This window comes from Streptomyces sp. NPDC046931 (assembly GCF_040644655.1).
Classification (GTDB): domain Bacteria; phylum Actinomycetota; class Actinomycetes; order Streptomycetales; family Streptomycetaceae; genus Streptomyces.
Genome location: NZ_JBEYWX010000034.1, coordinates 12,700 through 38,947 on the forward strand (window position 1 = coordinate 12,700; position 26,248 = coordinate 38,947).

General features: G+C 68.4%; 22 protein-coding genes and 6 pseudogenes. 15 read left to right on the plus strand and 13 right to left on the minus strand.

The features are described 5' to 3' along the window. Nucleotides 1-14 precede the first annotated feature (14 nt). The 3 genes and pseudogenes from ABZ876_RS35265 to ABZ876_RS35275 all read left to right on the plus strand — a co-directional run bounded on the left by ABZ876_RS35265 (nt 15) and on the right by ABZ876_RS35275 (nt 2,568). The gene (locus ABZ876_RS35265) at nt 15-1,172 is read left to right on the plus strand and encodes a nuclear transport factor 2 family protein (protein ID WP_361789485.1); all 1,158 of its coding nucleotides are present in this window, start codon (nt 15-17) and stop codon (nt 1,170-1,172) included. A 145-nt stretch (nt 1,173-1,317) separates the two neighbouring features. Then, nucleotides 1,318-2,131 (plus strand): annotated as a pseudogene (locus ABZ876_RS35270) (IS5 family transposase). Further along, nucleotides 2,125-2,568, plus strand: coding sequence for a hypothetical protein (locus ABZ876_RS35275; RefSeq protein ID WP_361789487.1), 444 nt, complete (start codon nt 2,125-2,127; stop codon nt 2,566-2,568). The pseudogene ABZ876_RS35270 and the gene ABZ876_RS35275 overlap by 7 nt, the downstream one beginning before the upstream one ends. A 253-nt stretch (nt 2,569-2,821) precedes the next feature. Here ABZ876_RS35275 and ABZ876_RS35280 read toward each other — a convergent pair whose 3' ends face one another. Then, complete coding sequence (locus ABZ876_RS35280) at nt 2,822-6,526, minus strand: hypothetical protein (RefSeq protein ID WP_361789489.1); 3,705 nt, start codon at nt 6,524-6,526, stop codon at nt 2,822-2,824. A 382-nt stretch (nt 6,527-6,908) separates the two neighbouring features. Between ABZ876_RS35280 and ABZ876_RS35285 the strand changes: the two are divergent. Continuing rightward, a pseudogene (locus ABZ876_RS35285) lies at nt 6,909-8,274 on the plus strand (ISNCY family transposase). Nucleotides 8,275-8,360: 86 nt separating this feature from the next. On the opposite strand, the gene ABZ876_RS35290 reads toward ABZ876_RS35285, so the two are convergent. Continuing rightward, complete coding sequence (locus ABZ876_RS35290) at nt 8,361-9,194, minus strand: hypothetical protein (protein ID WP_361789491.1); 834 nt, start codon at nt 9,192-9,194, stop codon at nt 8,361-8,363. Nucleotides 9,195-9,779: 585 nt separating this feature from the next. Here ABZ876_RS35290 and ABZ876_RS35295 point away from each other — a divergent pair. After that, entirely contained in the window at nt 9,780-10,694 is a 915-nt protein-coding gene (locus tag ABZ876_RS35295; RefSeq protein WP_361789493.1) for a transposase family protein, read from the plus strand. Nucleotides 10,695-10,814: 120 nt separating this feature from the next. On the opposite strand, the gene ABZ876_RS35300 is transcribed toward ABZ876_RS35295, so the two are convergent. Continuing rightward, complete coding sequence (locus tag ABZ876_RS35300) at nt 10,815-11,468, minus strand: TetR/AcrR family transcriptional regulator (protein WP_361789495.1); 654 nt, start codon at nt 11,466-11,468, stop codon at nt 10,815-10,817. Between the two features lie 45 nt (nt 11,469-11,513). On the opposite strand from ABZ876_RS35300, the gene ABZ876_RS35305 reads away from it, so the two are divergent. Beyond that, entirely contained in the window at nt 11,514-12,446 is a 933-nt protein-coding gene (locus tag ABZ876_RS35305) for an SRPBCC family protein (protein ID WP_361789497.1), read from the plus strand. Here ABZ876_RS35305 and ABZ876_RS35310 read toward each other — a convergent pair. Beyond that, nucleotides 12,429-12,899: pseudogene (locus ABZ876_RS35310) on the minus strand (transposase); the annotation flags it as partial. The gene ABZ876_RS35305 and the pseudogene ABZ876_RS35310 sit on opposite strands and share 18 nt — an antisense overlap. 161 nt (nt 12,900-13,060) lie before the next feature. Here ABZ876_RS35310 and ABZ876_RS35315 point away from each other — a divergent pair. The 4 genes from ABZ876_RS35315 (at nt 13,061) to ABZ876_RS35330 (ending at nt 15,668) form a co-directional block, all read left to right on the plus strand. Next, entirely contained in the window at nt 13,061-13,540 is a 480-nt protein-coding gene (locus ABZ876_RS35315; protein ID WP_361789499.1) for a nuclear transport factor 2 family protein, read from the plus strand. A gap of 241 nt (nt 13,541-13,781) precedes the next feature. Continuing rightward, entirely contained in the window at nt 13,782-15,095 is a 1,314-nt protein-coding gene (locus ABZ876_RS35320) for an ISL3 family transposase (protein ID WP_361789501.1), read from the plus strand. Continuing rightward, complete coding sequence (locus ABZ876_RS35325) at nt 15,061-15,351, plus strand: hypothetical protein (protein WP_361789503.1); 291 nt, start codon at nt 15,061-15,063, stop codon at nt 15,349-15,351. The genes ABZ876_RS35320 and ABZ876_RS35325 overlap by 35 nt, the downstream gene beginning before the upstream one ends. Before the next feature lie 77 nt (nt 15,352-15,428). Next, a complete protein-coding gene (locus ABZ876_RS35330; protein WP_361789504.1) occupies nt 15,429-15,668 on the plus strand; it encodes a hypothetical protein in 240 nt (79 codons plus the stop codon). A gap of 84 nt (nt 15,669-15,752) precedes the next feature. Here the strand turns inward: ABZ876_RS35330 and ABZ876_RS35335 are convergent. Both ABZ876_RS35335 and ABZ876_RS35340 read right to left on the minus strand, forming a co-directional pair. Further along, a pseudogene (locus ABZ876_RS35335) lies at nt 15,753-16,575 on the minus strand (IS5 family transposase). A 43-nt stretch (nt 16,576-16,618) separates the two neighbouring features. Then, nucleotides 16,619-17,380: pseudogene (locus tag ABZ876_RS35340) on the minus strand (IS5 family transposase); the annotation flags it as partial. Between the two features lie 130 nt (nt 17,381-17,510). Between ABZ876_RS35340 and ABZ876_RS35345 the strand changes: the two are divergent. Beyond that, nucleotides 17,511-18,068 carry a hypothetical protein gene (locus tag ABZ876_RS35345; protein ID WP_361789506.1) on the plus strand — a complete coding sequence of 186 codons (558 nt, stop codon included), beginning with the start codon at nt 17,511-17,513 and terminating at the stop codon, nt 18,066-18,068. A gap of 644 nt (nt 18,069-18,712) precedes the next feature. On the opposite strand, the gene ABZ876_RS35350 is transcribed toward ABZ876_RS35345, so the two are convergent. Continuing rightward, on the minus strand, nt 18,713-19,081 hold the full coding sequence (locus tag ABZ876_RS35350) for a hypothetical protein (RefSeq protein WP_361789508.1): 369 nt from the start codon (nt 19,079-19,081) through the stop codon (nt 18,713-18,715). Nucleotides 19,082-20,244: 1,163 nt separating this feature from the next. Further along, the gene (locus ABZ876_RS35355; protein WP_361789509.1) at nt 20,245-20,412 is read right to left on the minus strand and encodes a hypothetical protein; all 168 of its coding nucleotides are present in this window, start codon (nt 20,410-20,412) and stop codon (nt 20,245-20,247) included. A 131-nt stretch (nt 20,413-20,543) separates the two neighbouring features. Here ABZ876_RS35355 and ABZ876_RS35360 point away from each other — a divergent pair, with 131 nt between their 5' ends. The 3 genes from ABZ876_RS35360 (at nt 20,544) to ABZ876_RS35370 (ending at nt 21,960) form a co-directional block, all read left to right on the plus strand. Further along, nucleotides 20,544-20,699: a hypothetical protein gene (locus ABZ876_RS35360; protein ID WP_361789511.1), complete on the plus strand. Its 156-nt coding sequence runs from the start codon at nt 20,544-20,546 to the stop codon at nt 20,697-20,699. Between the two features lie 91 nt (nt 20,700-20,790). Then, the gene (locus ABZ876_RS35365) at nt 20,791-21,459 is read left to right on the plus strand and encodes a hypothetical protein (RefSeq protein WP_361789513.1); all 669 of its coding nucleotides are present in this window, start codon (nt 20,791-20,793) and stop codon (nt 21,457-21,459) included. Between the two features lie 3 nt (nt 21,460-21,462). Further along, on the plus strand, nt 21,463-21,960 hold the full coding sequence (locus tag ABZ876_RS35370) for a hypothetical protein (RefSeq protein ID WP_361789515.1): 498 nt from the start codon (nt 21,463-21,465) through the stop codon (nt 21,958-21,960). Nucleotides 21,961-22,600: 640 nt separating this feature from the next. Here the strand turns inward: ABZ876_RS35370 and ABZ876_RS35375 are convergent. The 5 genes and pseudogenes from ABZ876_RS35375 to ABZ876_RS35395 form a co-directional block, all read right to left on the minus strand. Continuing rightward, complete coding sequence (locus tag ABZ876_RS35375; RefSeq protein WP_361789517.1) at nt 22,601-22,873, minus strand: hypothetical protein; 273 nt, start codon at nt 22,871-22,873, stop codon at nt 22,601-22,603. Beyond that, the gene (locus ABZ876_RS35380; protein ID WP_361789519.1) at nt 22,873-23,106 is read right to left on the minus strand and encodes a hypothetical protein; all 234 of its coding nucleotides are present in this window, start codon (nt 23,104-23,106) and stop codon (nt 22,873-22,875) included. The genes ABZ876_RS35375 and ABZ876_RS35380 overlap by 1 nt, the downstream gene beginning before the upstream one ends. 387 nt (nt 23,107-23,493) lie before the next feature. Beyond that, entirely contained in the window at nt 23,494-23,970 is a 477-nt protein-coding gene (locus ABZ876_RS35385) for an NUDIX hydrolase (RefSeq protein WP_361789521.1), read from the minus strand. 468 nt (nt 23,971-24,438) lie between these two features. Next, a complete protein-coding gene (locus ABZ876_RS35390) occupies nt 24,439-24,693 on the minus strand; it encodes a hypothetical protein (RefSeq protein ID WP_361789523.1) in 255 nt (84 codons plus the stop codon). A gap of 622 nt (nt 24,694-25,315) precedes the next feature. Beyond that, nucleotides 25,316-25,969 (minus strand): annotated as a pseudogene (locus ABZ876_RS35395) (DNA polymerase III subunit alpha); the annotation flags it as partial. Between ABZ876_RS35395 and ABZ876_RS35400 the strand changes: the two are divergent. Then, complete coding sequence (locus tag ABZ876_RS35400; protein ID WP_361789599.1) at nt 25,947-26,129, plus strand: hypothetical protein; 183 nt, start codon at nt 25,947-25,949, stop codon at nt 26,127-26,129. The pseudogene ABZ876_RS35395 and the gene ABZ876_RS35400 sit on opposite strands and share 23 nt — an antisense overlap. Nucleotides 26,130-26,248: the final 119 nt, after the last annotated feature.

A 26,248-nucleotide genomic window follows, 5' to 3' on the forward strand; every position in this document is an offset into this window, starting at 1 on the left:
CCAATGTGGCGCGCATGACCACACCACACACGACTGCCGTCCTCGGTCTGGGGCGCATGGGTGGCGCGATCGCGACACGACTGGCTGCCCAGGGCTGGGACGTCGTCGGCTGGACACGCTCAGGGCGCGCGTCAGGCACTGTGAAGATGACCGGCGACCCGAACGAGGCTGTGGCCCAGGCGGACCTTGTCCTCCTGGCACTGTTCGACGGCCCGGCCTGCCAGAAGGTCCTCGACGATGTCCGTGACTCGCTGCGAACGGACACGATCGTGCTCAACACCAGCACCATCGCCCCCGCCGAAGCAACGAGGCTGGCCCGGCAACTTGGCCCGTCCTACGTCCACGCGCCTCTTCTCGGCTCGGTGCCGGCTGCTGCCGCCGGCGCCCTGCAGATCATCGCCGCCGCCGACCAGGAGGCACTTGACCGAGTTCGACCGGTTCTGGAAACGCTGGGCACCGTCCGGCACGTGGACGACGCCTCCACCGCCGCCGCGCTCAAACTGATCGCCAACAACAGCCTCGCCGGGGCCGTCCTCGCGCTGCGCGACTCACTGCGGCAAGCCGACGCCCTCGGCCTGCCCCGTACCCAAACGCTGGACGTCCTCGAACTCGGCCAGCTCGGCGGGCTCGTGGCCCGCAAGCGACCCTTCCTCCTCGGTGAGCCAACCGCTGCCACGGCCGAATTCACGATCGGTGCGCTGGCCAAGGACATGGCTCTGCTGGCCACCGCGTCGGATACCCCCTTGCGCAGCGCGGCTGGCCTGGCCGACACCCCTACTGCCCTTGAGGCCGATATCGCTGTTGCCGCCACGGTCCCCGCCGTGGAGGACGCCGTACTCGAACCGCTTCGCGCCTACATCCGCGGACACGCCACCGGCGACCCCTCCCACTTCCGCGACGCGTTCCTTCCCACCGGCCACATCGAAGGGATCCGAGACGGCGCATTCGTCTCCTGGCGCCTGGATGAGTACTGCACCCTCTTCCAGGGCCAGCCGGCCCCGGACGAACCGACCCGCACCCGCCGCATCGACGCCATCGATGTCCACGCGACCGTCGCGACCGCCACCATGACGCTCTCGCACGGGGCAGACACGTTCACCGACATCTTCCTGCTGGTCCTCGCCGACGGCAGCTGGCGCATCGCCAACAAGGCGTATCACCGCCACGACTGAGAACGGGAACCGATCCATGTCCTCGGGGAAGGATCCCTACCCACATGGGGAACTCTCTTCAGAGTCTCTTGTCGCCACACGTCAGCCCCACTCGTGAACACCCCAGTTCACCCCACACCAACCATCAGATCGCCGAGGGACAACTGTGCCCGCTTTGCCACGATGGCTGACCGAACCGCTGTGGAACCAGTTCACCGTGCTGCTGCCCGAGCGGCCGTGCTACCACCCGAACCATCCGCTGGGCTGCCATCGCAGGCGGATCAGCGACCGGATCGTCTTCGACAAGTTGCTGCAAGTCCTGCGGTTCGGCTGCTCCTACGAGGCGATAGCCGACAGCACCTGCTCAGCCAGCACGATCCGCAACCGCCGCGACGAATGGATCCACCTCGGAATCTTCAGCAAGCTCAAGCGGATCGCACTGGACGCCTACGACCGCATCGTCGGCCTGGAACTGGACAGGATCGCCATCGACGGCGCGATCACCAAAGCCCCCGGAGGCGGCGAAGCCGCCGGCCGTTCCCCAGTGGACCGTGGCAAACAGGGCCTGAAACGCTCCGGCATGACCGACGGTTACGGAATCCCCCGCGGTCGAGTCCTGGCCGGAGCGAACCATCACGACTCCCCACTACTGGCACCGACCCTCGACCGACTCTACGAACTCGGCCCGCTCCCGACTGGCATCACCGTGCACCTGGATGCCGGATACGACTCGGACATCACCCGCGCTCTGCTCGACGCACGTGGCCTGCAAGGACAGATCGCCCACAAGGGCGAGAAAGCTCCCGTCCAGGCCACCGGACGCTGGCAGGTCGAGCGAACCCACGCCTGGCAAAACGCCTTCCATCGCCTGGCCCGCTGCTACGAACGGCGAACCACAGTGATCGACGCGTTCTTCGACCTCACCGACACCATAATCTACCCCGGCCCCGGAACCCAGGAGATCAACACCACGGTGGTAGCCGCCAACTCGCTGCTCCACCCGCAGGTACGCCAGCCCGATGGCGCCCACATCCATAACCTCCTCACCCAGGGAAGGCAGCCGGGCGAGATCATCCCGCTGGCCACCCTCACCCACGAACTGAACGGCGGCGCTGACTGGCCGACCGTCGGCGACTGGGAGAGCGTCACCACCGACCTACTGCAGCTGGTCCGCGACGGGGACTGCGATGCCCTCAGCCTCGGCCTGCCCGAGATCGCGCGCGCCCTCGTCTGCAAAGGCCCGCACAGCCACGTCCGCGCCTATGACGCCGCGGCCGACGACTTCGTTGTCTACGGCTCTTCGGAGCGCGCCGCGGTCCTGGACGAAGTCGGCATGTTCCTCACCCGCATTGCGACCGAGCAGCCCTTCTGGCCGGGGGACAGTCTCCTGCCCCCGCTGACGGGTCGGCGCGCGTGAGGGCGATGAACCCGCCCGCAGCGATGGGAGCAGGCCATGTTCGGATACGAACGGCGACCGTCTGGGCAGAACTGCGGCGCATGCTGCATCGGCTCGTCCACCGCCGCAGGGGCGGCCCGCCTGCGCCCTGAACGCCGATGCCCCAGGCCATCCGCCTGGGGCATCGCGCTGAGCACCGCCTATCGCTGCCCGTGTCGGCGATCAGGAGGGTGAGGTCCCCCGGCTCTGGGGTCAGCATGAGGTCTCTTGGCGCTCATGATCGGCACGGTGGTACGGAGGGTTGGCCTGCAAGGTAGAGCGACCGTTCACTTCGGGTGAAGGATCTATGGACGGCTCGGCAAATCTTCCTGATCGTCGAGGCCGGGTTTGGAAGTGCGACGTTCCACAGCCGGACTGTTTTGTCGCCGCCGCTACTGGCCAGGGTGCGGCCATCGGGGCTGAACACAACCGACGTTACGGTGTCGGTATGCCCAGGGAGGGTGGTGCGGGGCTTGGCGGTTGCCACGTCCCACAACCAGATCTTGCCGTTCGTTCCATCGCTGGCCAGCGTGCGGCCGTTGGGGCTGAACGCCACCCACGTCACATAGTTGGTATACCCGATCAGGGTGGTGCGGGGCTTGGCGGTTGCCACGTCCCACAACCAGATTTTGCCGTTCGTTCCACCGCTGGCCAGCGTGCGGCCGTCCGGACTGAACGCCACCGTCCCGTCCCAATCCGTGTCCGTGAGGGTGGCGCGTTGTCTGCCGGTTGCTACGTCCCACAAGATCACTGAGTCGCCGCTGCTCGCCACAGTATGGCCGTCCGGACTGAAGGCCACCGACGTCACGGTCGCGGCATGCCCTACCAGCGTGGCCCGGAGTCCGCCTGTCGTCGCATCCCACAGCCGCACTGCCTGGTCATCACCGCCGCTGGCAACAGTGTGGCCATCCGGACTGAACGCCACCGACCTCACGTCGGCCTCTCCGGGCAAGGTGGTGCGGGGTTTGCCGGTCGCCATATCCCACAACCGGATCTTGCCGTCCGTTCCACCGCTGGCCAGCGTGCGGCCGTTGGGGCTGAATGCCACCGACGACACGGCATCGGTGTGCGTGGTGAGGGTGGTGCGAAGCCTCCCGGTGGCCACATCCCACAGCCGTACTTTCCCGTCGTCGCTGCCGCTCGCCAAGGTGCGGCCCCGCGGGCTGAATGCCACGGACTCCACCTCGGCAGTTCCGGGCAGGGTGGTGCGCAGCCGTCTGTCAGTCGTCAGATTCCATAGCCGTACTGTCTTGTCGGCGCTGGCGCTGGCGAGGGTGCGGCCGTCGGGGCTGAACGCGACCGACGTCACGGTGTCGGTGTGCCCCGTGAGAGTGGTGCGGAGTTCGCCGGTTGCCGCATCCCACACCCGAACTTTCGAGTCACCGCCTCCGGTGGCCAGGGCGCGGCCATCCGGACTGAATGCCATTGACTCGGCCGCTGCCATTGACTCGGCCGCGTCGGCATCCGCCCCATCCCTGAAGGTGATGCGGAGTTTGCCAGTTGTTACGTCCCACAACCGGATACCCCCCTCGTCCGACTCGACGGCGAGGGTGCGGCCGTCCGGACTGAAGGCGATAGGTCCAGCCGATCTGTCCGTGAGGAGGTTGCGGCGTCTTCCGGCCGCTACGTCCCACAGCAGCACCGTTGAGTCATAGGCGGCGCTGGCCAGGGTGCGGCCGTCGGGACTGAACGCCACCGACGACACGCCGATGCCGAGCCTGAGGGTGTTACGGAGCTTTCCTGTCTCCACATCCCATAGCTGGATCCTTCCATCGTCGTCCCCTGCAGTTGCCTCGCTGCTGGCGAGGGTGCGGCCGTTGGGGCTGAACGCTACTGACGTCACGCAGTCGGTAGCGGCGAGGGAGGCGCGGGGCCTGCCTTTGGCCACGTCCCACAGCCTCACCGTCTTGTCGTCACTGCCGGTGGCCAGGGTGCGGCCGTCGGGGCTGAACGCCACCGACGTCACGGTGGTGGTGTGCCCCGTGACTGTGGTGCGGAGTTGGCCGGTCGCCACGTCCCACAATCGCACGGTCGCGTCATCGCTACCGGCGGCCACAGTGCGGCCGTCCGGGCTGAACGCCGCTGACGTCACAGAGCCGGTAGGTCCCGTGAGCCGGCGTTGAAGGGGGAGAGCTTCGGCGGCGAACAGGCTGGATGTAGCTTCCCTGGTGGGACTGGTCCGGTATGCCTGGACCGCCAGCAGAGCGGCAAGATCAGGATTGGATGAGCGGAGGCTGGTCGACTGCGCGGCTAGTTGCCGGGACAGCGCAATGTGCTGGGCGATGATCGCCTGGTGACTCCGCTGCTCGCTGGCCCGGTATTGCTGCCATGCGATCAGCCCGGCGGACACGGCCAGGACAAGCAAAATCGACAGCGCGGCCGTGAACCGACGCAGCCGCCGAGTAGTGCGGGCGGCCGCTTGCTCCTCGCGGCGACGGGCCGTGGAACTGGCGGCAAGGAAGTCCTCCTCCACCGCCGTGAGACCGTTGTGGGCGACGGTTGCGGTGAAAATTTCCTCGGCGGTGGCCAGTCGGGTGCCGCGGTACAGCGCGCCGGGATCGCGGTCGAGGTTTGCCCAGGTCTGGGCGGCTTCGGTGAGTTGGCGGTGAAGGCGCAGGCGTTCGCGGTCCTCGTCGATCCATTCCTTCAGCCGGGGCCAGACGGCGATGAGGGCTTCGTGTGCGAGGTGCACCGTGCTGCCGTCGAGAATGACCAGCCGTGTCTTTACCAGCCGTTCCAGCGCCTCGGCGGTGGCCGGGAAGCTCTCTGTTTCCAACTCTTCTCGGGGTACCGGCCGCCGGGTGTCCTGCGCGCCCTGCCCTGGAGTGATCAGGCGCAGCAGGATCCGGCGGGCGCTGGCGGCCTGGTCGGGGGTGAGGTCCCTGTAGAGGTCTTCGGCAGTTTGGACGATGGCGCCGTGCACCCCGCCAGCGGCTTCGTAGGCGGTCATGGTGAGGGCGCGGCCTTTACGGCGGTGCCAGGTCTCCCGCAAGGCGTGCGACATCAGCGGCAGAGCGCCGGGTTCGCCGTCGACCTCGTCGATGATGCGGGCAGTCAGCGTGCGCTCGACGATGTGCCCTACTGCTTGGGCGGGCTTCACGATGGCCTCGCGGAGTTCGCTGCGGTCCATGGGCGCCACCAGGAGGGTGGCGTCGCGCAGTGCGTCGGCGAGGGGCCGGTGCCTGGCCAGATGCCCGAAGAAGTCCGCCCGTACTGCGATCAGCACCCGTAGCCGGCTGCCGGGGGACCTGGCTGTAAGGAGACGGTCGATGAATTCGGCGCGTTCTGCCGGGGCAGCGCAGAGGGTGTAGAGCTCCTCCATCTGGTCCACCACGACCCACGTGTCCCCCTCCCTGTCATCTTTCGGAGTGATGCGTTGGCCGTACTCGCGCAGGGGGTGAGCGCCGGGGGTGAGGACGATCAGCGCTGCCGGGCGCATGTGCGGGTCGTCGGTGGTGCGCAGGCGGGGGATGAGGCCGGCGCGCAGCAGGGAGGATTTGCCGCTGCCGGACGCGCCGACGACCACGGCGACTCGGTGGCGGCGGGTCAGGCACAGCAGGTCGTCGATGAGCTGGTCGCGGCCGAAAAACAAGGCCGCGTCGTCGAGTTCGAAACGGGCCAGACCCCGGTAAGGAGGCTCGGCATCTTCGTCCGAGGTGCGCGGCTCGGTCGCCTCCTCGGCAGCCGCCTCGTGCCACCGTGCTTCCCACTCCTCCAGATCGCCGTCGCAGGCTTGGACGTAGGCGAGGACAACCGGGAGGGTCGGCAACCGCTCGCCGCCAGCTGCCTGGGACAGCGTGCTTGCCCCCTGATTCGTACGCTTGGCCATCACCCGGTACGTCGGACTGCCCGCTTCCGCCCGCAGCTTGCGTAACTCGGCGGCGAACCGTGCAACCGGCCCGGCGCTTGGGTCCAACGGGCTTTCCGGACGTCCCGCCATGGGCAACTCGCCTCCCCAGCCCGCCTCCCCCGTGAACGCGGCACAAGGCCCACAAGCTACGCAACGCCTAGCGGACGAGCAAACCACGCCAATGTTCTTTGGTCAGATACCCATACTTACGCCCCTGACCTGCCCAGTGGTCATTGATCAGGGTGTCAAAACCGGATGCCCATTCAATCTCCGGCCCGCTGAACTCGATGTCAGGAATCACCCGGGCCGACGCCAGAAAGTCGACGGAGCCGGTTGCACATCTCCGGCAGCGCGGCCTACTTGCTCCTGAAGAAGTCGGGGTTGTCGCTGCGTTGAGCTGTAGGGAGAGCTCGTGCGGGCGGTGGGTGGCCGCGACAGTGGAGGAGGGTCGTGGCAGCCGGGGGTGATGGCGGTGTTGCGTGTCGCGGGGGTGCAGGACACCTGGTGGGAGGTGCTGCCGGAGCAGGCGCGGCAGTTGCCAGCCGAGCTGGCCTGGATCGATGCGTACTTGGACGACGAGCGGTTCATCGCCCCGTGGCGGGAGGTGTTCGCCGAGCGGCTGGGCCGACCCTCGGTGCCAGTTGAGACACTGCTGCGACTGCTGTATCTCAAGCACCGCTACCAGCTCGGGTACGAGACGCTGTGCCGGGAGGTAACGGACTCACTGAGCTGGCGCCGGTTCTGCCGTATCCCCCTGACCTCCCCAGTGCCGCACCCGACCACGTTGATCAAGCTGATGCGCCGCGGTGGCGCGCAGACCGTGGAACAGCTCAACACCGCACTCTTGGGCAAGCTGGTCGAGGACAAGTTGGTCCGGTGCCGCAAGCTGCGCATCGACACCACCGTGATCGAAGCCGATATCGACCACCCCACGGATGCCGACCTGCTGGAGCACGGCGTGCGCAAGCTGGGCGGGCTGGTGCGGCGTATCAAGGCCGCCGGCGCTGCCAAGCGCACGCGTTTTCCGTGATCGCAGCCGATCAACAGGGCGCCGCCTGAAGGAAATCTCCCGCACCCTGCGCAGGCGCACCGGCCAGGCACTGGGCGGGATCGACCGGCTCACCGGCGAGATCGCCACCATTGCCCGCGCGGCATTGCGGGACGTGGAGGCGGTGGAGCGCAACGCCCGTCGCGCGTTGGACAAACAGCCCTCAGGACGGCTGACGCACCTGGTCGGTGAACTGGCCGAGACCGTGGCGGGCACCCGCCGGCTGCTGGAGCAGACCGCTTTGCGACTGACGGGGATCCGCACGATCCCCGACCGGCTGGTGTCGTCAGCCGACCCCGACGCCCGGCCGATCCGCAAGGGCAAGCCCCAGCACCCCACCCAGTTCGGCTACACCGCCCTGGTCGCCGAGGACGAAGGCAGCTTCGTCGTCGACCACCAAGTCCACCGCGGGAACCCGCCCGACGCACCGCAGCTTGTGCCGTCGGTCGAGCGAGTGGCCGCGCTGACTGGCCGACCGCCCGGCACCGTCGTCGCCGACCGCGGCTTTGGCACGGCTGCCAACGATCGGGCGCCGGCCGAACTCGGCGTTCAGCGGATCGGCCTCCAACGCAACGGAACACCGGGAAAGGCACGACGCGAGTACGAGCACACCCGCCCTTTCCGGCGGATGCGGAACTGGAGATTCGGCATCGAAGCCCGGATCAGCCACCTCAAACGCAGCTTCGGCTTCCGCCGCACCCGATTGCGCCGCCTGGCGGGCGCACAGACCTGGGCCGGACTTGGGATCTTCGCCTACAACCTCCACCGGATGACCGTCATCGGCCGGTGAGGACGGAAGCGCCCCAACTCGGCACAGCAACGACCCCGGAGCAACAGGGCGGCCACCAGGCCAAACGCTTTTTCAGGAGCAAGTAGCTAGCCCAGCTTCCGCAGGACCTCGGTGACGGTGGCCCGGTACGTCCGCAGCGCCTGCAGGCCTGCGGCGTAGCGGTCACGGTGTCTGGTGATGTCCTCGGTCTGTTTCCGTGCCCGGACGGCGTGCCAGAGTTCGGCCGTGTGGTGGCGGCGTTTGCAGGTGACGTCCGCGGTGGCGGTGGCCCGCTCCCGCGGCGTGTGCCGGGTGTTGCCGTCACTGCCCCGCTGCCAGGCGGTGTCGGTGTACGCGGCTACTGGGTCGGGATAGCGGGTGAATCCTTGTGCTGCCACACAGCGGGACCACACATCCCACGCCGCCCGCAGGCGCGGGTCGCGCTTGACGGCCTTGTCGACCTCGATAGCCCGGGTGCGTGCGTAGAGCCAGTCCCGCTTGACGTCGATGCCGCGCATCAGTCTCCGGCTCGCCTGCGCGTTGCAGGAGGGGAAGTCCGCATACTCGGCGTTGGTCATCCGGCGGCCCTTCGGCCGCAGAGCCCGGGATGTTGCCGGGTTCCAGCCGTAGCCCCAGCGGCGGGCGGCGGCGAGGTCCAGGACCCCGTAGTCGGTGGCGACGGCGGTGGCGACGATGGGATCGCTGGGGTAGCGGGGGTCGAGCGGGAAGTCCGGGTGGCCGTGCTGTGCCATGCACTGCCGGACCAGCAACGCCGATGCCCGCTGCGATCGCTGATAGTCCTGCGGCGAGTAGTCGTAGCGGTCGGCCGGCAGGGGGCCCAGGTCCGACGCCGTACGGATGGCCTCCGGCCGTCCCGGAGCGGAGACACAAAGCGCCACCAGCACCGCCACGACCCCCAGTCGCCACCCCCGCATTGTCATGTGCAGGGATGGTAGCGAACAGCGTGCCCACAGCCGACCATGCCCGGTCAGGCGACAGCCACCGAGTCGCTCTCCAGAGCGGACATCCCGCGAACGTGAGGGAAAGCGGGCACTTTGTCGCGGGACTCACACCGAACTCAGGCCGCGATTCAGCAGGTCAGCACTCTGCCGGTCCGAATGTGCGGGCTCGCCCGCATCAGGCCCTGCTGACGGGCGCTTCGCGCTCCGGCTGGACGCGGCCGCCTTCACCGCCGCTGTAAAACCTGTCTCGAAATCGCTGTACCGATCTGCTTTACCGCCGTGTGAGTCGTCGACGAAAGGCAGGTCGGAAACCGGGTGGTCCGTCCGCAGTCCGTTGGCGAGCGGACGTATGCCAGGATTCGCCGTCCCACCAGTAGCCGCCGGCCCGGTCGGCCGCCGTCCCCGCCGCTGCCGTCGACCGCCCGTCGGCGGGCCGCAGGACCAGCCGCATGCCGGCAGCCGCTGCTGCTCGACGAGTTCCTCCAAGCGCTCCTGATTCTCAGCAAACGACGTCTAACGAGTTGGTGCGTGATAGCGGGTGGGCATGCTCGTGTGGTGAGGGGCATGGTCGATCGGGCGGTGTTGGCGCATCCGTTGTTCACGGGCGTCTCGATGGCTCATCTCGCGTCGTTGGTCGAGGAGTTGGCCCGTCCGTGGGTAGCCGCGGTGGAGGGGCGGCGTTTCCAGCAGCGAGGCGGTGTGAGGAGACGTGCGCAGGGTGCCGGTGCCCGCTATCGGCTGGTGTTCGTGGACCGGCTGGTAGTCACGCTGATTCACCTGCGACACGATCTGCCGCACAGTGTGCTGGCAGTGCTGTTCGGTGTCGATCGCTCGACCGTCACCCGGGACGTCGGTGAGATGCGTCGGTTACTGGCGGAGCGGGGTTTTGCTGTTCCCGACAGGCCAGGTCTGCGGCTTCGAACGCTGGAGGACGTGTTCGCCTACGCCCAGGCCGAGGGTGTCGAGCTGAGGCTGGACGCCACCGAGGTGCGGGTCCGACGGCCGGTCGCCGGCCGGGGCGGCAGGCGGGCATTCGTGTCGGGCAAGAAGAAGCAAAACACGATGAAGGCGACCGTTATCGCTGACCACCAGGGCCGCACCCTGTGGGCCGATGGCCTGCGGCCGGGGCGGATGCACGATGCGACCGCGGTTCGCGCCGCGGGCATCACCGGCTGCTTCCAGCACTTCGACCTGGTGGAAGTGCTGCTCGACGACGGCTACCTGGGCCTGAGCCGTGACCATCCCGGCCAGGCACTCACCCCGCCCAGAAAGCCACGCCCCGGAGCACTGCCCGGCAGGGTCGAACAGTGGGAACGCGATCGGCACAGCCACTCATCCGACCGCATCACCGTCGAGCACGCCCTGGCCGATCACAAACGCTGGAAACAACTCATGCGCTGGACCCACCGTCGCGATCGCCTGCCCGACACCTACCGAGCCATCGCCGGCCTCGTCTCCGACCGCACTGTCATGACCTGAAAAGGGCCGAGAGCAGGCCGAACACGCCTCACCCCCTATCACGCACCAACTCGTACGAGTTGGTGCGTGATAGGGGGTGAGCATGGGGAAGTTGAGGGCGCGACGGACACGGATTGATGATCAAGGAGTTTCTGACGTTCTGTGACCATCGAGAGGTGCCGTGTCCGTCGTGCCCGCGTAGCGCATCATCAACACCTCGAGTGCCTCGCTGAGATACGCGCCGAACTCCTCGCTCTCCTCCGGGGGCAGCATCGCGGGCAGGGCGTGGCCGAGCTGGGCGTGCCCCAGATAGACGGTGTACGCGAGCAGTCCGCGGCGGCGGGCCTCCGGTTCAGGGAAGCCGAGGTCGGCGAAGAGCTGCGCGATGTACTCCACCCTGCGCTCGGTCACCCGGCGCAGGGCCGACGCTACTTGGGGATGCGTCGCGGTGACGAGCAGCGCGACCTCGAGCGGGTCGGCCGTGGCCGACTTGATGGCTTCGGCGAAGAGCAGGTGGATCCGCTTCTTGGGGTCTGGTTCCGTCTCGACCTCGCTGATGGTGCCCTCGGTGTTGATCTCCGCCCAGCGGTCAAGGGCGGCCGCGATGAGCGCGTCACGGTTGGCAAAGTGCCAGTAGAAGCTGCCTTTGGTGGTGCCGAGCCGGGCCGCCAGGGGCTCCACCGCGACGGCCGCTATGCCGCCCTCGCCGATCGCGGTGAGCGCGGCGTCCGCCCAGTCCTGGACGGTCAACCGGGCCTTCTTGTCCTGTCGTTGCTGCCGTTGCACCATGACCATACGCTACCGTATGGGCAACCATACGTCGGCGTACGGAGGTGCGCGATGACCGCGATACTCAATGTCCACGAGCGTGTGATCGAGGCCCCCGCCGCGGCCGTCGGCGCCTTGCTCGACCGCCTCTCCGCCGTGGACGACCCGATCTTCCCGACCCCGGCCTGGCCGCGGATGCGCCTCGACGGCCCCCTCACCGTAGGTGCCGCCGGCGGGCACGGCCGGATCCGCTACCGCGTCACGGCGTACGAACCCGGGCGCCGCGTCCGCTTCGGCACCCTGCCGGGCGACGGCCTCGACGGCTTCCACGAGCTGACGGTCGAACCACTCGGGGCCGGGCGCTGCCGTGTATGCCATGTCCTCGACATCGAAGTCCGCGGCCTCGACCGGCTCCAGTGGGCCTGCGTCATACAGCACCTCCACGACACGATGGTCGAGGAGATCTTCGACAACATCGAGCGGGCGGCGGCGGACGGCGTCGCCCACCCTGTGCGCTGGTCACCGTGGGTGCGGCTGCTCAACCGGCTCGGCTGGGCCCGGCCTGAAGCCATCGCCACGCCGGCGGCGGCACGGCTGATCCGCACCTCCCTCGACCGTACCGACTACGAGGACGCGTACCGCATGGAGCTTCTGCCGGGCCTGCCGCGTGACCCGGCGGCCTGGACGGGCATCCTGCGCGGTGGCTTCCCGGTGCTCGCCGAAGCGGACGGCGAGCTGCTCCTGAACGTGAACACGGCGGGTCTGACGGCCCACGCCTCGATCCTGATCGATGAGCGGTACGTCACCCTCAGCACGGCCGTGAAGGCCGACAGCTTGCACGCACAGCTCTACTTGGGTGTGGTCAAGCGCGTACACCCCTTCATGGCCCGCACCATGTTCCGGCGTACGCACCGCAAGTTGGCCCTCACGGCGCCCAGCGCAGGAGAACGAAGCCGGGCCCTCTCGCTTAGGGCATCCGTCAGCAGGTCATCGGATGCGGGGTGAGCGGGGGCGTGCGTCCCAGCGATGGGTGTACCAAGCCCGGCGGATGAGGCTACGGACAGTGATGACGGCGGTGGCGAGATGGAGGAAGAACCCCACGCAGATCCGGCGTCGTTCGGTGCAGCGGCGGAGCTTGCCGAAGTTGTTCATCCACGAGTTCGTGCGTTCTACCACCCAGCGGCCGTCGGTCTGGATCGGTGTCTTCGTGCCGCGCTCGGTGACGCGGCCGGTGATGCCGCGCTCGGCGAGGCCGGCCCGGACAGGCTGATGGTCGTATCCGGCGTCCAAGCTCAACGCGGGCTGCTGCGGGCGGCGTTCGAGCTGGACGGTCAGGGCATCGAAGGCGTCTAGGGTCTCGGGCAGAAGGGTGTGGTCGCGGATGTTCGCACCGGCGGGCACGGTGACCACGGGTATGCCGTAGGCATCGGTCGGTCGGGACCGCTCGATGCCCTGCTTGCCGCTGATGAGGCTTCGCGGAAATCCCCACAGCCGATCTTCGCCTCAGTTCGTCCGCTAGTAATTCGAGTGGGGAGGGTGGGGAGCGAAGAGCGCGCCCTGCCGATGCTGGTGCGGAAAAGCCGTTGCCCTGGGACCTGTTGGGGCTGATAGACAGGGGTATGGACGACAAGGTCATGCCCCCGGTCGAGCGGATGCTCGCGGAACGCGCCTGCGAGCGCATCATTGTGGACTTCATCCACCGCCTTGACCTCGGCGACCCGAGTTCGGTGGCCGAGCTGTTCACGCCCGATGGTGTCTGGCACTGGCCTTTCGGGGACCGGCGCATCGAGGGGCGCGAGGCCCTGCGCGCCTACTTCGCCTCTCGCCCGGCGGACAGGCTGTCGCGCCGTCTGATGACGAACATCCTGGTCACGGTGGAGTCCGAGGCGACAGCGCGGGCGGTCTCGTATCTGACGACATACCGGGTCGATGGCTACTCAGGTGGAATGATCGAGCCCAGGCTCCCGGCGAACGTCGGCCACTACGAGGACATCTTCCGGAAGATCGACGGCGCCTGGTTCCTCGCCAGCCGCACTGTCTTCCTCCCCTTCGGCGGCGGAACGGAACGGCTCCCCGTCGCGGATGCATCACCCGCCTGACGACACCGCATTGCGGCCCGGCGACCGTCAGGTCGCCGGGCCCTGGTGAGGGTGAGGGTCAGCCGAAGCCGGCGCGAAGGACGTGGTCGATCTCGGGGACCAGGTCGCTGATGGTTGTCGGCGTACACCTGAACGTGGCCCCGGCAAGATTTCCGTGAAGCAGGCGCATGCCACCGTGCGCCGGTGACGCTCCGTCACGGGTAGCGGCACTGTCAGCGAGTGTGATGACCTCGTACGGATCTTGTCTCCGCACCTGGACGCGGTGCGGGTGGAACGAGTGTGGGCGACGGGCGGCGTGGTCCGCATCGCGGCCCGCACCCGCGAGTTGACGGTGGCGTGTCCGGACTGCGGTCGCGGTTCTGCGCGGGTGCACAGTCGCTATGACCGCCTGCTGGCCGATGTCGCTGCTGGTGGGCGTCCGGTGCTGATCGGGCTGTCGGTGCGGCGGTTGTTCTGTGACAGCCCGGGCTGCGGCCGGCGGACGTTTGCCGAGCAGGTCGAGGGGTTGACGGTGCGCTATCAGCGTCGCAGCCCTTTGCTGCAGCACCTGGTGGAGATGGCAGGGGTGCTACTCGCCGGCCGGGGCGGCGCCCGTCTGCTGCAGATCCTGAAGGTGCCGCTGTCGCGGACCAGCGTGCTGTTCCACTTGATGCGCTTGCCGCTTCCCCCGGCAGCGACCCCGCGGGTGCTGGGCGTCGACGACTTTGCGCTGTATGCGGACGTCTACGGAACCCTGCTGGTGGACGCCGACACCCGGCTGCCGATTGAGCTGTGGGCCGGGCGCGACGCCGAGCAACTGGCTGCCTGGCTGCGGACGCATCCCGGTGTTGAGGTGGTCTGCCGGGACGGCTCGCTGGTCTACCGCCAGGGCATCACCGACGGCGCCCCGGCCGCGGTGCAGGTCAGCGACCGCTTCCACCTGTGGCAGGGGTTGTCGAAGCGGATCGGGGATATCGCCGCCACGCACCGCGGCTGCCTGGTTGTGGCAGTACCCGAGCCTGACACGGCACCGCCACCAGCGAACGCAGCGGGACCGTTTCACCAGGCTGACACCCCAGCCCGGCGCCATGCGCAGCGGTTGTTCGAGGCGGTGCACGCGGTGACCGACACCGGTTGCTCGCTCAGCGCGGCAGCCCGTGAGCTGGGCTTGAACCGGCGCACCGTGGCCAAGTACGCCCAGGCCGCCACCTGGCAGGATTGCGTACGGCGCACCCGGCCCCGCCGACCCGCCAGCCTCGATCCATACCTGGACTACCTTCGGCAGCGGTGGGAGGAAGGCGAGCACACCGCGACGGTGCTGCACCAGGAGATCGCCGCCAAGGGCTACAGCGGCCACTACCAACGGGTCAGGATGGCCATCGCACCGCTACGCCGCGGCCTGCCGATCAACACGCCGCGCGAGCGGCCGCCCTCACCCCGCGAAGTCGCGCGCTGGATCACGACCGCGCCATCCCGCCGCAGCCGAGGCACTCACGCGGCTGTTCGAGCACTGCCCAGAACTGAACCGCGCCCACGATCTGGTGCGTCAGTTCGCCGCCATGCTCGACACCCGTGACGCCGCCCCGCTGACGGACTGGCTGGAGCAACTCACGACCGCCGGCCTCCCGGCCCTGGCCAGCCTGGCCAAAGCCATCCGCGAGGACCAGCCCGCAGTCGTGCAGGGCATCACCACCGGGTTCAACTCGGGAGTCAACGAAGGCCGCATCACCGATCTGAAGCTCCAGAAGCGGATCACGGCCGGACGCGCGGGGGTCCCGCTGCTCCGCCACCGCGTCATCCTCATGGCCCTGCTCCGACGCCGCTACCCATGACGGAGCGTCACCGGCGCACGGTGGCATGCGCCTGCTTCACGGAAATCTTGCCGGGGCCAGAGAATCCGTACGCCGACATGCCGCCGCCCTCCGCCGGCAGTGGCGACTGGGTCCGCATGCGCCTGTACTGCCACGCCGACGACCCCGAACCCGGCATCGGCGATCACGGAGAGCGCCACCTCGTCCAGCTCTGGCGCGCACCCGCCACGGACCCCGTCCACCCCGCTCTCAGCGAGGAAGACAAGAAGGCGCGCGCTGAGTACGCCGCAGACCAGGCACAGCCCGTGGAGGACTACACCAGCGAATATCAGATGTAGCGGGAGCGCGGTGCGGGGCCAGCCGCCCGAGGCAAGGAAGATACGGGCGTTGTCGGCGCCGGCATGCTCTACGGATTAGAGGTCCTAACAAAGGCGCTGCACGTGGCGGTGGGTGATCAGGCAAGTGGCGAGGCCGAGGAAGGCTTCGTGGATGTCGTCGCGCCGTTCCCAGCGGATCCGCAGGCGGCGGAAGCCGTGCAGCCAGGCGATGGTGCGTTCGACCACGTACCGGAAAACGCCCAGGCCGGAGCCGTGGGGTTGGCCTCGTTCAGCGATGACCGGGCGGATGCCACGCTGCCACAGCAGGCGTCGGTACTTGTCGTGGTCGTAGCCGCGGTCTGCGAGGAGCGCATCGGGTCGGCGTCTGGATCGGCCGACAACGCCGGCCACGGCCGGGACCCTGTACAGCAAGGGCAGCAACTGGGTGATGTCGTTGCGGTTTCCGCCGGTCAGCGACACCGCGAGCGGGACGCCCTGCCCGTCGGTGAGGACGTGGTGCTTGCTGCCGGGCCGTGCGCGGTCGACCGGGCTGGGTCCACTTTTGGGCCGCGTCGGGCCGCCCTGACGTGGGAGGAGTCGATCACCGCCCGGGACCAGTCCAGCTTCTTCGCGGCCCGCAGCTTCTTCAGCAGCACCAGGTGCAGCTCGTCCCACACGCCGGCCTCGTTCCAGGCGGCCAAGCGCCGCCAGCAGGTCATACCCGAGCCGAAGCCCAGCTCCTGGGGCGGTACTCCCACTGGATGCCGGTGTGCAGCACGAACAGGATCCCGCACAGGGCTTGCCGGTCCGGTATCCGCGGCCTGCCCTCGACCAGTTTCGGACCCGGTTTAGGCAGCAACGGCTCTATCAGCGCCCACAGTTCGTCCGAGACGATCCACGGCCGCGACTGTCTCTTCCCCACGACCAGACCAACGAGCAACCAGGCTGACAGTGAACCTTTTCCAACCTCTGTTTGAGCAGGTCAGGTGCAGGGTGAGTACTGCTTGGACGAGGCTGGTGATGCGTTTGGTGCTGCAGCGGAGCTTCCGCAGGAGGCGCCAATTCTTCAGGGTCGCAATGGCCTGCTCGCCCAGCGCTCTGATCCGTGCGTGAGCTCGGTTGACGGCCTGTTGCCCTGCGGACAGATGGTCCCACCGGCCGCGGAAGGGCACTCGGACGGTTCCGCCGGCGCCTTGGTAGCCCTTGTCGGCCCAACAGGGCATGCCTGCGTCGTCGAACGCGTCGATCAAGCCGTGTGTGCGGGCCGCCTTGATGTCGTGGACGGCGCCGGGCAAGGCGGGCGAGGCCCACAGTAGACGCCCGTGCGGGTCGGCGATCACCTGCACGTTCATGCCATGTTTCTTGTGCTTACCGGAGTAGAAGGGTCGGTCGGCGGCTATCCGGTCGATCGGCAGCAGGGTCCCGTCGAGGATCACAAACGCTTTGTTCTGTGCGGCCTTGACCGCGGCGGCCAGGTCCGGGGCGAGCGCGGCCAGCACATCGACGGCCTCGGCGATATACCGGTAGGCGGTGGTAGTGCCCACGTCGAAGCCCGCGGCGAGCTGCGCGTAGGTGTGCCCGCACCGAAGGTGGGCGAGGGCCAGCAGAGACTGACGGCCCGTGCTCAGACGGCGCCAGCGGGTGCCGCGCTGCCGACGATGGTCGCGCAACCGAGCGGACAGGAAGCGCAGGGCGGAGCTGGACACGTCGATCCCGGACGGGTAGACAAGCATGCGAAGCCTCTTGCGGAGACGGAATTCTGGTCGAAAACCCATCTACCAGGGGCTTCTCCTGTCCGTCAGCTCAACTACGCAGCCACGCTGGCGGGGTGGACAACGCTCGTGCGGTGGCACACTGGTGGTCGTGTCCAACTCCTACGCGCAGCCCATCTTGAGAACGGCGGACCTCTCGGAGGGATTGCGCATCGTTGAGAGGCTGCTGGGGATCGCCGACCTGAGGGATCTGGAAGTCGATTTCGATGCGCGGATCTCCTCGACTCACTCTCTATCGGAGGTGCTGGCCCTGCTGCCGGACGCTGATTGGTGGGCTGCAGGGGAGACGGACGGCGCCTCGGACACGGGGGATGATCCGGCGGCCTACCTGCCCGTCTGGCTACGACGCTGGGCTGGGGCACCCGAGACCGTGGAGCCGTTTCTCAAGGCGGTGGGCGACAGCCCGGCGACGGTGCGGTGGGACTTCAACGCCTGGCCCGAGGCTCCAGAGGTAGGTCTGGGGGTGGGAGGCACCCGCGGCGCGTTCGTCACCCTGTGCGCGCATGCCCGCGACCTCGAGCTGGAAGAGCCTGCGGCCGACTACACGGTGTTCGTCCACGTCAAGCAAGTTGAGGCCGAACGCGCACCGTGGCTTGCGGCCCAAGTCGGGCTGCGGGTGATCGGCGACTTGGTGATGTCACCGTACTGAGCATCCGTGAAGGGAGCTGCAGCAATGCCAGCATGGTTCCGACGTGCACCAACGCCGCCGACAGAGCGTAGATAGCTGATCACGGTTTCCCGAGCGCTATCGAAGGCTCCTGGGCAGCGCAACGCCAGGTTGGAAAGGGCTCAATGTGCCATATCCGAGGCGACAAAACGGACATGAGGTGTGACTCGCAGCGATAGCTGTCACCAAGTGTCGGGTTTGACCTGGTGATTGACGGTGGTTCTCAGCTCTGGTTGTCACCGAATGGCGGCCGGTGAGCCCTGGCGATTCACACCAGCGGGGGCGCCGTGGTTGCCATAGCGACCCCGCGCGAAGCCTCCGCCGGAACAAGTCGGCAGAGTCATGCTGACAGGCAAGTGCGTTTCGAAGCCTCAGTCGACTCACCGGTCATGAACGCGCTATTCCCGCTCTGACCAAGATCGAGAAAACATCCCCTATTCGTGGCGGCCCGGGGCGGTATACCTATTCAGCTTGTTGATCAATAGCGCATATACGCCAGCCAGAATAAATGTGGCGACATATTGAGCCCACTCGGTGTCGCTGAATAGTTTGTTCACACCGATAAGTACGGCAACCCAAGCGAGCGTAAAAAGGACCTTGGTCAACATTGGTGCGCTCCCGATGGCTTACGTGAACGATGACAGGCACCCTGCCGCGCCTGCGACGACGACCTTGCCGGCGATGTCCTTGGCCACGTCCTTGCTGATATACCTGCCCACGACGAACGCGGCAGCCCCGCCGATGCCAGCCTTGACCAGGCAGTTCTTGACCATGTTGGTCATCTTGTTCCTGCCCATGAGTGCAGCACACGAATACTTGTCGTGATAGACGGTGCACATTGACCGCAGGTCTTCTCTGGGGTCAACCTTGGCCACCGGCGTCGGCGTCTTGAGGCTGGACGTCGACGCCGGTGCGGCGGACGCCGTCCCAGTGCCCATCATGAGAGCGCCACTCAGAAGAGCTACCGACAGCGTGCCAGATACCACGCGCTTCATTAAGGAGATCCCCGATTCTCTTGTCTTGGATAGGCGGACTCAGGTCTGGAGTCACACCTTCCGGTCTCGTCTGACCCTAAGAGAGAGATCATCCAACGAGAAGAGTATTGAGGAAGATCTGAGATTGCGGACATGGTTCTGCATTTCAACTTAAATGCCCTCGCTGGGGCGCACCCGCCGGTCACGCTGGGGCTGCCGGAAGATCCCGATGGCGTGCCGCGATACTCGGTGCTGCTGGGTCGGACGTTGTTGCCCGACGGGCGGCCCCTGCCCATGCTGAGCTTGGAGTGCGAGACCGCCGGGGCGGGGATCGAGGACCTGCGCGCTCGCACCGACTGGCGGGAGTGGGACGGCCACCAATTGCCCGAGCTGGACGTCAACTGGCGGGTCCGCGCCGACATCGCCACCAGGTCGCTGCGCTGCCTCGTCCACGTCGACGCCGAGGGAGACGACGTCATGCCGCACCTGTGGGAGGCTGCCGAGCGGATTTCGCTGCCCGACCGCTGGTGGGAGCTGCTCGACCGCGCGTCGCACGTCCTGGTCGCCGGACCACTCAAGGACCCCCGGGACGAGAGCGCGCTGATCGAGCGGCGGGCGCCGGCGAGCTGCTGGCCGTCGTCGCCCGAGTGTCCTTCACCTGACCCTCCGCACCACCCGCCCAGCCCGAGCCGGCGAAGACCCCCGGCAGCCACCGGCCGTCACCCCACCCGCCATCAGTCGCCGCCCAGCGCCCAGCTACCGTCCTGCGGCACCGCGAAGGCGAGCTTCCAGGGCTTGTGGCCCGGGGCGGTGCACTCCGCCCACAGGCGAATTGGGGCCGAGCGGTACTCGTCGCGCCAGCGCTGCTCCCGGTCGTCACCCCGATACCAGGGGGGCCGGAGGGACGCGTCGAGGGCAAGTCGCCGACGGTCGCCAGGGAGAAGCGGGAAGGCCGGGACCGACCGGCCCAGCTCGTCCGCGTCATCGACCCGGGGCCGGGCCCCAGATGACTTGCTCTGTCTCCTCGGGTGTCGGCGTACCCGCCAGGTGGGGAAGCTGAGAGCGGTCAAAGTCGTCCCGGACTTTCAAGGCGACGGCGAGTTCGCCGAGTGTGGTCGGGCCGTCGAAGCGGACGTACAGCACCTCATGGGGATCAGTCTGGAGCTTGATCCTCAGTTGTGGCCTCAGCTCTTTTGCCAGCGGTCCCGTTCGATCTGTGCGACGGCGGCCGCCGTCTCGTTCGCGTTCCAGGCCGCCTTGTTCGCCTCGCTGGAGGCCTTCCATGCGCCGTAGGCCGCAGCGCCGGTGAACGCTGCCGAGGCCAGGGCTATGGACGTGTCGAGGATGCTCATGCCGGACTGTATAGCTCACCCGCCCGGGCCGGTTCTCCGAGCCGGACGGCGCACGCCAGCGGGGGCGTAGGGGCCCCGGCTGTAGGGAGTGGCGCCGCGGCAGACCATTCCGACGCGACTGGAGACGGCGCATGACGATGATTCACCACCTGCTGACCCCCGAGCACCTGGCCACGGCCGGGGCCGGGATCGGGGCCGCCCACGGGCTCTACCTGCTGGCCCGGGACGTCGTCCGGGACGCGCTGCGGCTGCTGCGCCCAGGCACCGGACGGTACCGCCGCCGCTAGGACGCACCCCGATGGCCTTGATCGCCCCTACCCCCGTGTCAGACCCGGCCGAGACGATGCGCGGACGACGCCATGACGTGGAGGGAGCGCTGTGAGTTTCACTGCCGTACGCGCGGAGCGGGGCGGTCTGGACGCCTCCCTGCCGGATCTCGGCTGCGGCTGGGACTGGAGTGCGATCCACCGGGTGCGGCCGCCGGTCCCCCTGGCGTGCCGGGAGTGTGGCCACGGGATGCACGCCAAGGTGTCGCCCCTGGGCCTGCGGTTCTTCGCCCATGCGCCTGGGGCTCCGACGTGCACGCTGGTGGAGGAGCCCATGGCCCACCACCTGCTCAAGCTGGAGCTTGCTCAGGCGGCCCGCGCGGCCGGATGGATGGCCGAGCTGGAGGTGAGCGGGCCGGACGGTCGTTGGCGGGCGGACGTCCTCGCCTCCACGGCCAACAGCCGGCGTGTCGCCCTGGAGGCGCAGTTGGCGAGCATCACCGCCGCCGAGATTCGTGCCCGCACGCAGCGGATGGGGGCTGACGGCGTACGGGCCTACTGGTTCAGTGACCGCAGCCGGATTCCCTGGCTGGGCGCCGTTCCCTCGATGCGGCTGGCCCGGCAGGGCGAGGACCTGGTCGCCGTCGAGCCCATGGCCCGGTTCACCGGCGCCTACTGGGACCCCGAGCCGTCCATACCACTCTCCGAGTTCGTGGGCAGGGTCCTCACCTCGCGGCTCGTCTCGCACGCGCCACGCACGCCGCAGCGTCACGTTATCTGACCCGTGACGCGGCTGTGGGCCCATCCCAAGTGCGTACTGACGGAGGCCAAGAAGCTGGGAGATGAGGAAAAGCAGCAGCGCGCGGCACAGGAAGAGCAGGAACGTACCGAGCAGCGGGGGTACGCCCGGCAGGAGGCCGCGCTCGCCGAACGTACGGCGCGCTCCGACCCGGACCGGGCGGCCCTGGCCAGGCACTCCGCCCGGCTGCCCGGGATCGAGCGAGCCATCGCCCAGGCCGCCGACATGTTCCGCACCCGCGTGACTGTCGGCTGGAGTGTGGGAGACAGCCGGTACGCCAGCGGCGTCCCGCTCGTCAACGACCACGGGACCCTGCTGGCCGTCTTCGACCCGCTCCCGCTGGCCGGCCCCTGTCCCGACTTCCTCACTTCCTCCTGGACGTCGGGCTGCCGATGCTCTTCCCCACAGAGGAACGACGCGAGCGCTTCGAGGAGCACCGAACCACTGGTGAGCGATTGCGCCGGTTGCGCCAGCAGGCCATAGCCGCGGCGCTCGCCGACGACGAGTGGCCGCTGCGGCGGCTGTCCTCTCCGGCCTAAGTCCCCGTAAGACGTGGCTCTACCTTGGACCGTGGGTCAGAGATAGGAGACCGGAGCCTACAGACGCTGGGCGAGGGTCTCGCAATACGCCAGGGGAACCGTCGCCTGGTACAGGTCGCCCTCGGCCGCGTTTCGGGAGGCCATCTCGAGCATCAGCGCGATGCTCTGCAGCGTCTCGTCTCCACCCGTATTCGTCCAGACGGGCGCGCAGTATGCGGTCCGCTTGGTCCAGGACCTCGGGCCAGACACCGGCGTGCGTCTTCGGATCCACCCCGGTCAGGGGCGTCAGCCACGGGTCAGCGTGCGACTGGAGCAGCTGCTCGGCCGACCGGTAGTCCAGGACGGACCCACAGGACAGTCGCAGCCCGTCTGCGTCGGCCGTGATCCCGGGCCACCCGGGCAGGGCCTGGGAGTGGGCGGGGCACAGGAGCATGAGCCAGGCCGGCGGCTCACCCGGAGCCCCCAGGGCCCTGCCGGAGCGCGGTCGTCGTTGCGGTGCAGTCCAGGACCTGGCGGAGCCCGGTCAGTTGTCGGCCGACGGTGAGCTGCTTGATGTCGGACGGCACCTTGGGCTCCTTCGGCGGCTAGACCTCGATGTACGCGACGACCACCACGGTGCGCAGCGCGGTGACGAAGTACAGGACGCGCACCTGCTCGACTTCGTCGGTGTACTGGCGCAGCTGGGGGCCGACGGTGTCGCCGGGGATCGGCTCGCCGACGTCGGGGTCGACGGAGATGACGACCAGGGCGCGGTCCAGGGCGTGGATCTCCGCCTCGCTGGTGATGTTCTCCAGCTGCTTGGCGGCGGAGTCGGAGAAGGCGATCCGGGCGCGGCGCGGGTTCTGTTGCGGGGCCATCAGGCGACGGCCGGGCGCTGGCCAGCGAGCCGGGCGAGGTGGGCCTCGCGCAGCTCCTCCCACGGCGTGCAGCCCTCCACCGAGGGCAGCCCGTTGGCCGCGATGTCCTCCAGGACGGCGGCGAATTGGTCGGCGCTGGCGCGGGTCTTGGCGGCGTACGCACGCAGCCCGTCGGCGGCCGCAGGCTCCAGCTGCTGCCGGGCGTGGTCGGGGGGTGCCGGCTGTTCGCTCATCGAGGGCTCCAGAAGGCAGAACTGGCGTCTCCCCCAACGGTATCGGCCGCCCCGGGTGCTGGGGACCACTCCGGACGAACCCGGCCGTACGAGGGTGCGAGACCCAGGGACCCATGTGGACCCAGCTCCCGGCGCGCTCCGTGCCCACCTGGGAAAACGCGGTCTCGGGACCCAGGTTCTGGGGCGGCTGCTGGGTCCACCTGGGTCGCCCGCGGGCGATGACACAGATCAGCTGATTAGTGACACAGACAGGCGTGTCGACCTGGGGAAACAGGGGGTTGATGACACAGGTCGTCCGGACTGTTCATGTCCGGTGACAGCGAACCTTGACCGTTTGCCACTGAACATTGACCACTGCTCGATGGGGCGGTGGCGTCGGCTGCTGGGCTACCGGGTGAGCGCGGCGAGGTAGGCGTCCAGGGGCTGCACATACCCTGGGAGGCGTTCGAGCAGGTCCCACCAGCGGATGGCCGAGATCTCCTCGGTGGGCTCGAAGGCGCGGGTCTCTACGCAGGATCCTGCGTAGAGGGCCAGATATTCGGCTCGCTGGTCAGGCGCCAGGACGAACCGCGCGTAGCCGATGAACCGCAACTGTTCGTCAGGCTCCTGCCCGCTCTCCTCCAGTAGCTCCCGTGCTGCTGCCTGGCGGGGGGTTTCGCCATCTTCGATGCTCCCCCCTGGAAGCTCCCAGGACTGGCGGTACCGATCGAGGACCATGAGGACCCGACCGGCTCGCCACAAGGCCACCAGGGCCGCCGGCAGCGGGGCGTCCTGCGGCGGCGCTGCCTCGCCGCCCCGCGCGAAGGAGATCAAGTAGTTGCCACAGCCATCGGCTGCAAGCGGTTCGTCTGCGGGGTAGGCCACGGTCGGATGCTTCCCCGAGCGACTCCACGAGAAGCCCTCCGCCCTCGCGCTCCGGCCGGTCAAACTTCAGTGGCAATCGGCCAAGGTTCAGTGGCACCGGACAGTTCAGGAGCGGACGGTAACCGGACTCCAACCGTGTCACGCTGATCAGGAAAGAGGCCCGGATCGGGGTCCGGGCCCGTGTTTCCGGGCCGAACCGGACCCGTGACACCCCGCCGTGACAGCCGGATGGGACGCGTGACACCCTCTGGGCGTGACAGCGGGACAGTCACCTTCCGTGATCGTCACGGCCTCCACCTCCCAGTTCTGTCACAGGCTCACAGGTCCTCTCCCAGGATGTCTGCCTGGGGAAACAGCCTCTCAACCTCCCAGACATCACAGGCGTGCCAGGCATTTCCGGCCCCAGGCTCCCAGACCTCACAGGTCGCACGGGGATCCGTGAGGTCTGGGAGGTTGCAGAGGGTGAGATCACCGGAGGGCCGGGCTGGGGCAGCGGCACTGCTCGCAGTCGGCGCACTCCATGCAGAAGGCGCGTGGTGTGCGCGGGCAGTGGCAGATCGGGTTGTAGTCGGGGTCGTCCTCGCCGGGGTAATACGTCTCGCCGAGCGGCGGCTCGGTCAACGCGTAGACGGTGCCGTCGGCGAGCAGGTCCTCGAAGCGGCGGCCGATGGGGCTGGACTCGTGCCAGACGGCGACCACCTCGGGTTCCTGGTCGGGGGTCATACCGGGCTCCCTGCGGTGTCGGCCGGCTCGGTGGCGCGGGTGAGGAACGCGGCGAGGTCGGCGGTGGCCTTGGGGTCGGCGGCGGCGAGCCGGGCCGCGAACGCCATCCGGCCGGGGTCGGCGGCCGGGTTCAGGCGGGCGAGTTCGGCGAGCAGCGCGGCGTGGGCGAGGACCGGCTGCGGCAGTAGAGCGGCGGCGGTCTCGCGGGCTGCCGGATCCGCGTAGTGCCCAAGGCGCGCGGCCAGGGCGTGGGCGAGCCAGGCGGATCGGCCTGGCCGCGGCCCGCCCGCCGCACGGAGGCCGATGCAGCACTGGGGCACCTGGAGATCATGCTGCGCAATGCGCTCGACGCGCGGCTCGTCGCCCGCCAACAGCGCCGCGGCCGCACCGCAGAGTGGTACGACGACAGGCAGATCCCGCTCAGCGGCAAGGCCCGCAGCGACATCGCCCAGGCCCAGGAGCGCGCCGGCCGCGGCGGGGGCGTGGCCCTCCCGCGCGGAAAGATCATCGCGGAGCTGAGCTTCGGGTTCTGGCGCTTCCTGCTGGCCCGCCAGTACCGAGCCAGCCTGTGGCCCGACCTGGCCGGCGCCTTCCCCCCACGCCCCCAACCGTGCCTGGCTGTTGGACTTTCGAGCTGGAAGAGGCCGACGGTGTCCGAGGCCCGGATCATCTCGAAGGCCTGCTGGTCGTTCAGGCTGACATGGTCGGGGTTGTCGAGATCGAGCAGACGTCCGGTTGTGCGGCGGATCTCGGCGACCGCGTACGCCATCGCGGACTGCATGCGCACGCCCAGGACGTCGAGCTTCAGGAGACCGAGATCTTCGACGTCCTCCTTGTCGGCCTGCACCATCGGGTATCCGGCCGGGGTCGGCTGCACCGGAAGCCGGTCCGGCAGCGCCGCGTTGGACAGGATCACCCCGCACGGGTGCATGGCGTAGCCGCGGGGCAGCGCGTCCAGGCCTTCGGCGAGCTCCCACAGCGGTCCGAACCTGCCTGCTTGAGAGGCGAGTTGGCGCAGCTCCGGGAGTTCGGTCAGGGCACCACGGATGTCCCGGGCCCGCAGGTGCGGAAAGCTCTTGGCGATCTCACCGACAACCTGCGGCGGAATCCCGAGGGCGAGTCCGGTATCGCGCAGGGCGTGGCGCGCGCGGTAGGTCTCGGGCAGGCCGGTTGACCGCGGTCCGCTCCCGCCGAACCGCTTGAGGATCGCGTCGTACACGTCGAGACGTCGCTCGGACTCCACGTCGAGGTCGATGTCCGGCAACGACGTGCGCCTGCCGAAGCCGAAGAAGGCGGCCGCGAAGAAGCAGCCGTCCAAGAAGACCACCGCGAAGATGGGCGCCAACGCCGTCGACCGGATCCGCGAACGGCTCCAGCAGCGGCTGCGGGAAGTCGACACAGTCGAGCCCCTCGGCCGCCCGACCGACTTCGAGTAACCACCTGACGCAACAACTCGCCGCTACGTCGGCGCCTTCACTGCTCAGCCGGGGGCATATCGCGCCTGCCGAACCGTGACCGTGCAGGCACCCGGTGGAGCAGAGCGTGAACCACACGC

What these genes read in the sequence shown, in the direction of transcription:
- ABZ876_RS35300 (WP_361789495.1), bottom strand. Translation starts at nt 11,468, where the DNA reads ATGGTCATGGTGCAACGGCAGCAACGACAGGACAAGAAGGCCCGGTTG.
- ABZ876_RS35305 (WP_361789497.1), top strand. Translation starts at nt 11,514, where the DNA reads ATGACCGCGATACTCAATGTCCACGAGCGTGTGATCGAGGCCCCCGCC.
- ABZ876_RS35355 (WP_361789509.1), bottom strand. Translation starts at nt 20,412, where the DNA reads ATGAGCATCCTCGACACGTCCATAGCCCTGGCCTCGGCAGCGTTCACC.
- ABZ876_RS35295 (WP_361789493.1), top strand. Translation starts at nt 9,780, where the DNA reads ATGGTCGATCGGGCGGTGTTGGCGCATCCGTTGTTCACGGGCGTCTCG.
- ABZ876_RS35290 (WP_361789491.1), bottom strand. Translation starts at nt 9,194, where the DNA reads ATGACAATGCGGGGGTGGCGACTGGGGGTCGTGGCGGTGCTGGTGGCG.
- ABZ876_RS35390 (WP_361789523.1), bottom strand. Translation starts at nt 24,693, where the DNA reads ATGACCCCCGACCAGGAACCCGAGGTGGTCGCCGTCTGGCACGAGTCC.
- ABZ876_RS35375 (WP_361789517.1), bottom strand. Translation starts at nt 22,873, where the DNA reads ATGGCCCCGCAACAGAACCCGCGCCGCGCCCGGATCGCCTTCTCCGAC.
- ABZ876_RS35380 (WP_361789519.1), bottom strand. Translation starts at nt 23,106, where the DNA reads ATGAGCGAACAGCCGGCACCCCCCGACCACGCCCGGCAGCAGCTGGAG.
- ABZ876_RS35400 (WP_361789599.1), top strand. Translation starts at nt 25,947, where the DNA reads ATGTCCGGCAACGACGTGCGCCTGCCGAAGCCGAAGAAGGCGGCCGCG.
- ABZ876_RS35280 (WP_361789489.1), bottom strand. Translation starts at nt 6,526, where the DNA reads ATGGCGGGACGTCCGGAAAGCCCGTTGGACCCAAGCGCCGGGCCGGTT.
- ABZ876_RS35315 (WP_361789499.1), top strand. Translation starts at nt 13,061, where the DNA reads ATGGACGACAAGGTCATGCCCCCGGTCGAGCGGATGCTCGCGGAACGC.
- ABZ876_RS35350 (WP_361789508.1), bottom strand. Translation starts at nt 19,081, where the DNA reads ATGAAGCGCGTGGTATCTGGCACGCTGTCGGTAGCTCTTCTGAGTGGC.
- ABZ876_RS35265 (WP_361789485.1), top strand. Translation starts at nt 15, where the DNA reads ATGACCACACCACACACGACTGCCGTCCTCGGTCTGGGGCGCATGGGT.
- ABZ876_RS35360 (WP_361789511.1), top strand. Translation starts at nt 20,544, where the DNA reads ATGACGATGATTCACCACCTGCTGACCCCCGAGCACCTGGCCACGGCC.
- ABZ876_RS35330 (WP_361789504.1), top strand. Translation starts at nt 15,429, where the DNA reads ATGCCGCCGCCCTCCGCCGGCAGTGGCGACTGGGTCCGCATGCGCCTG.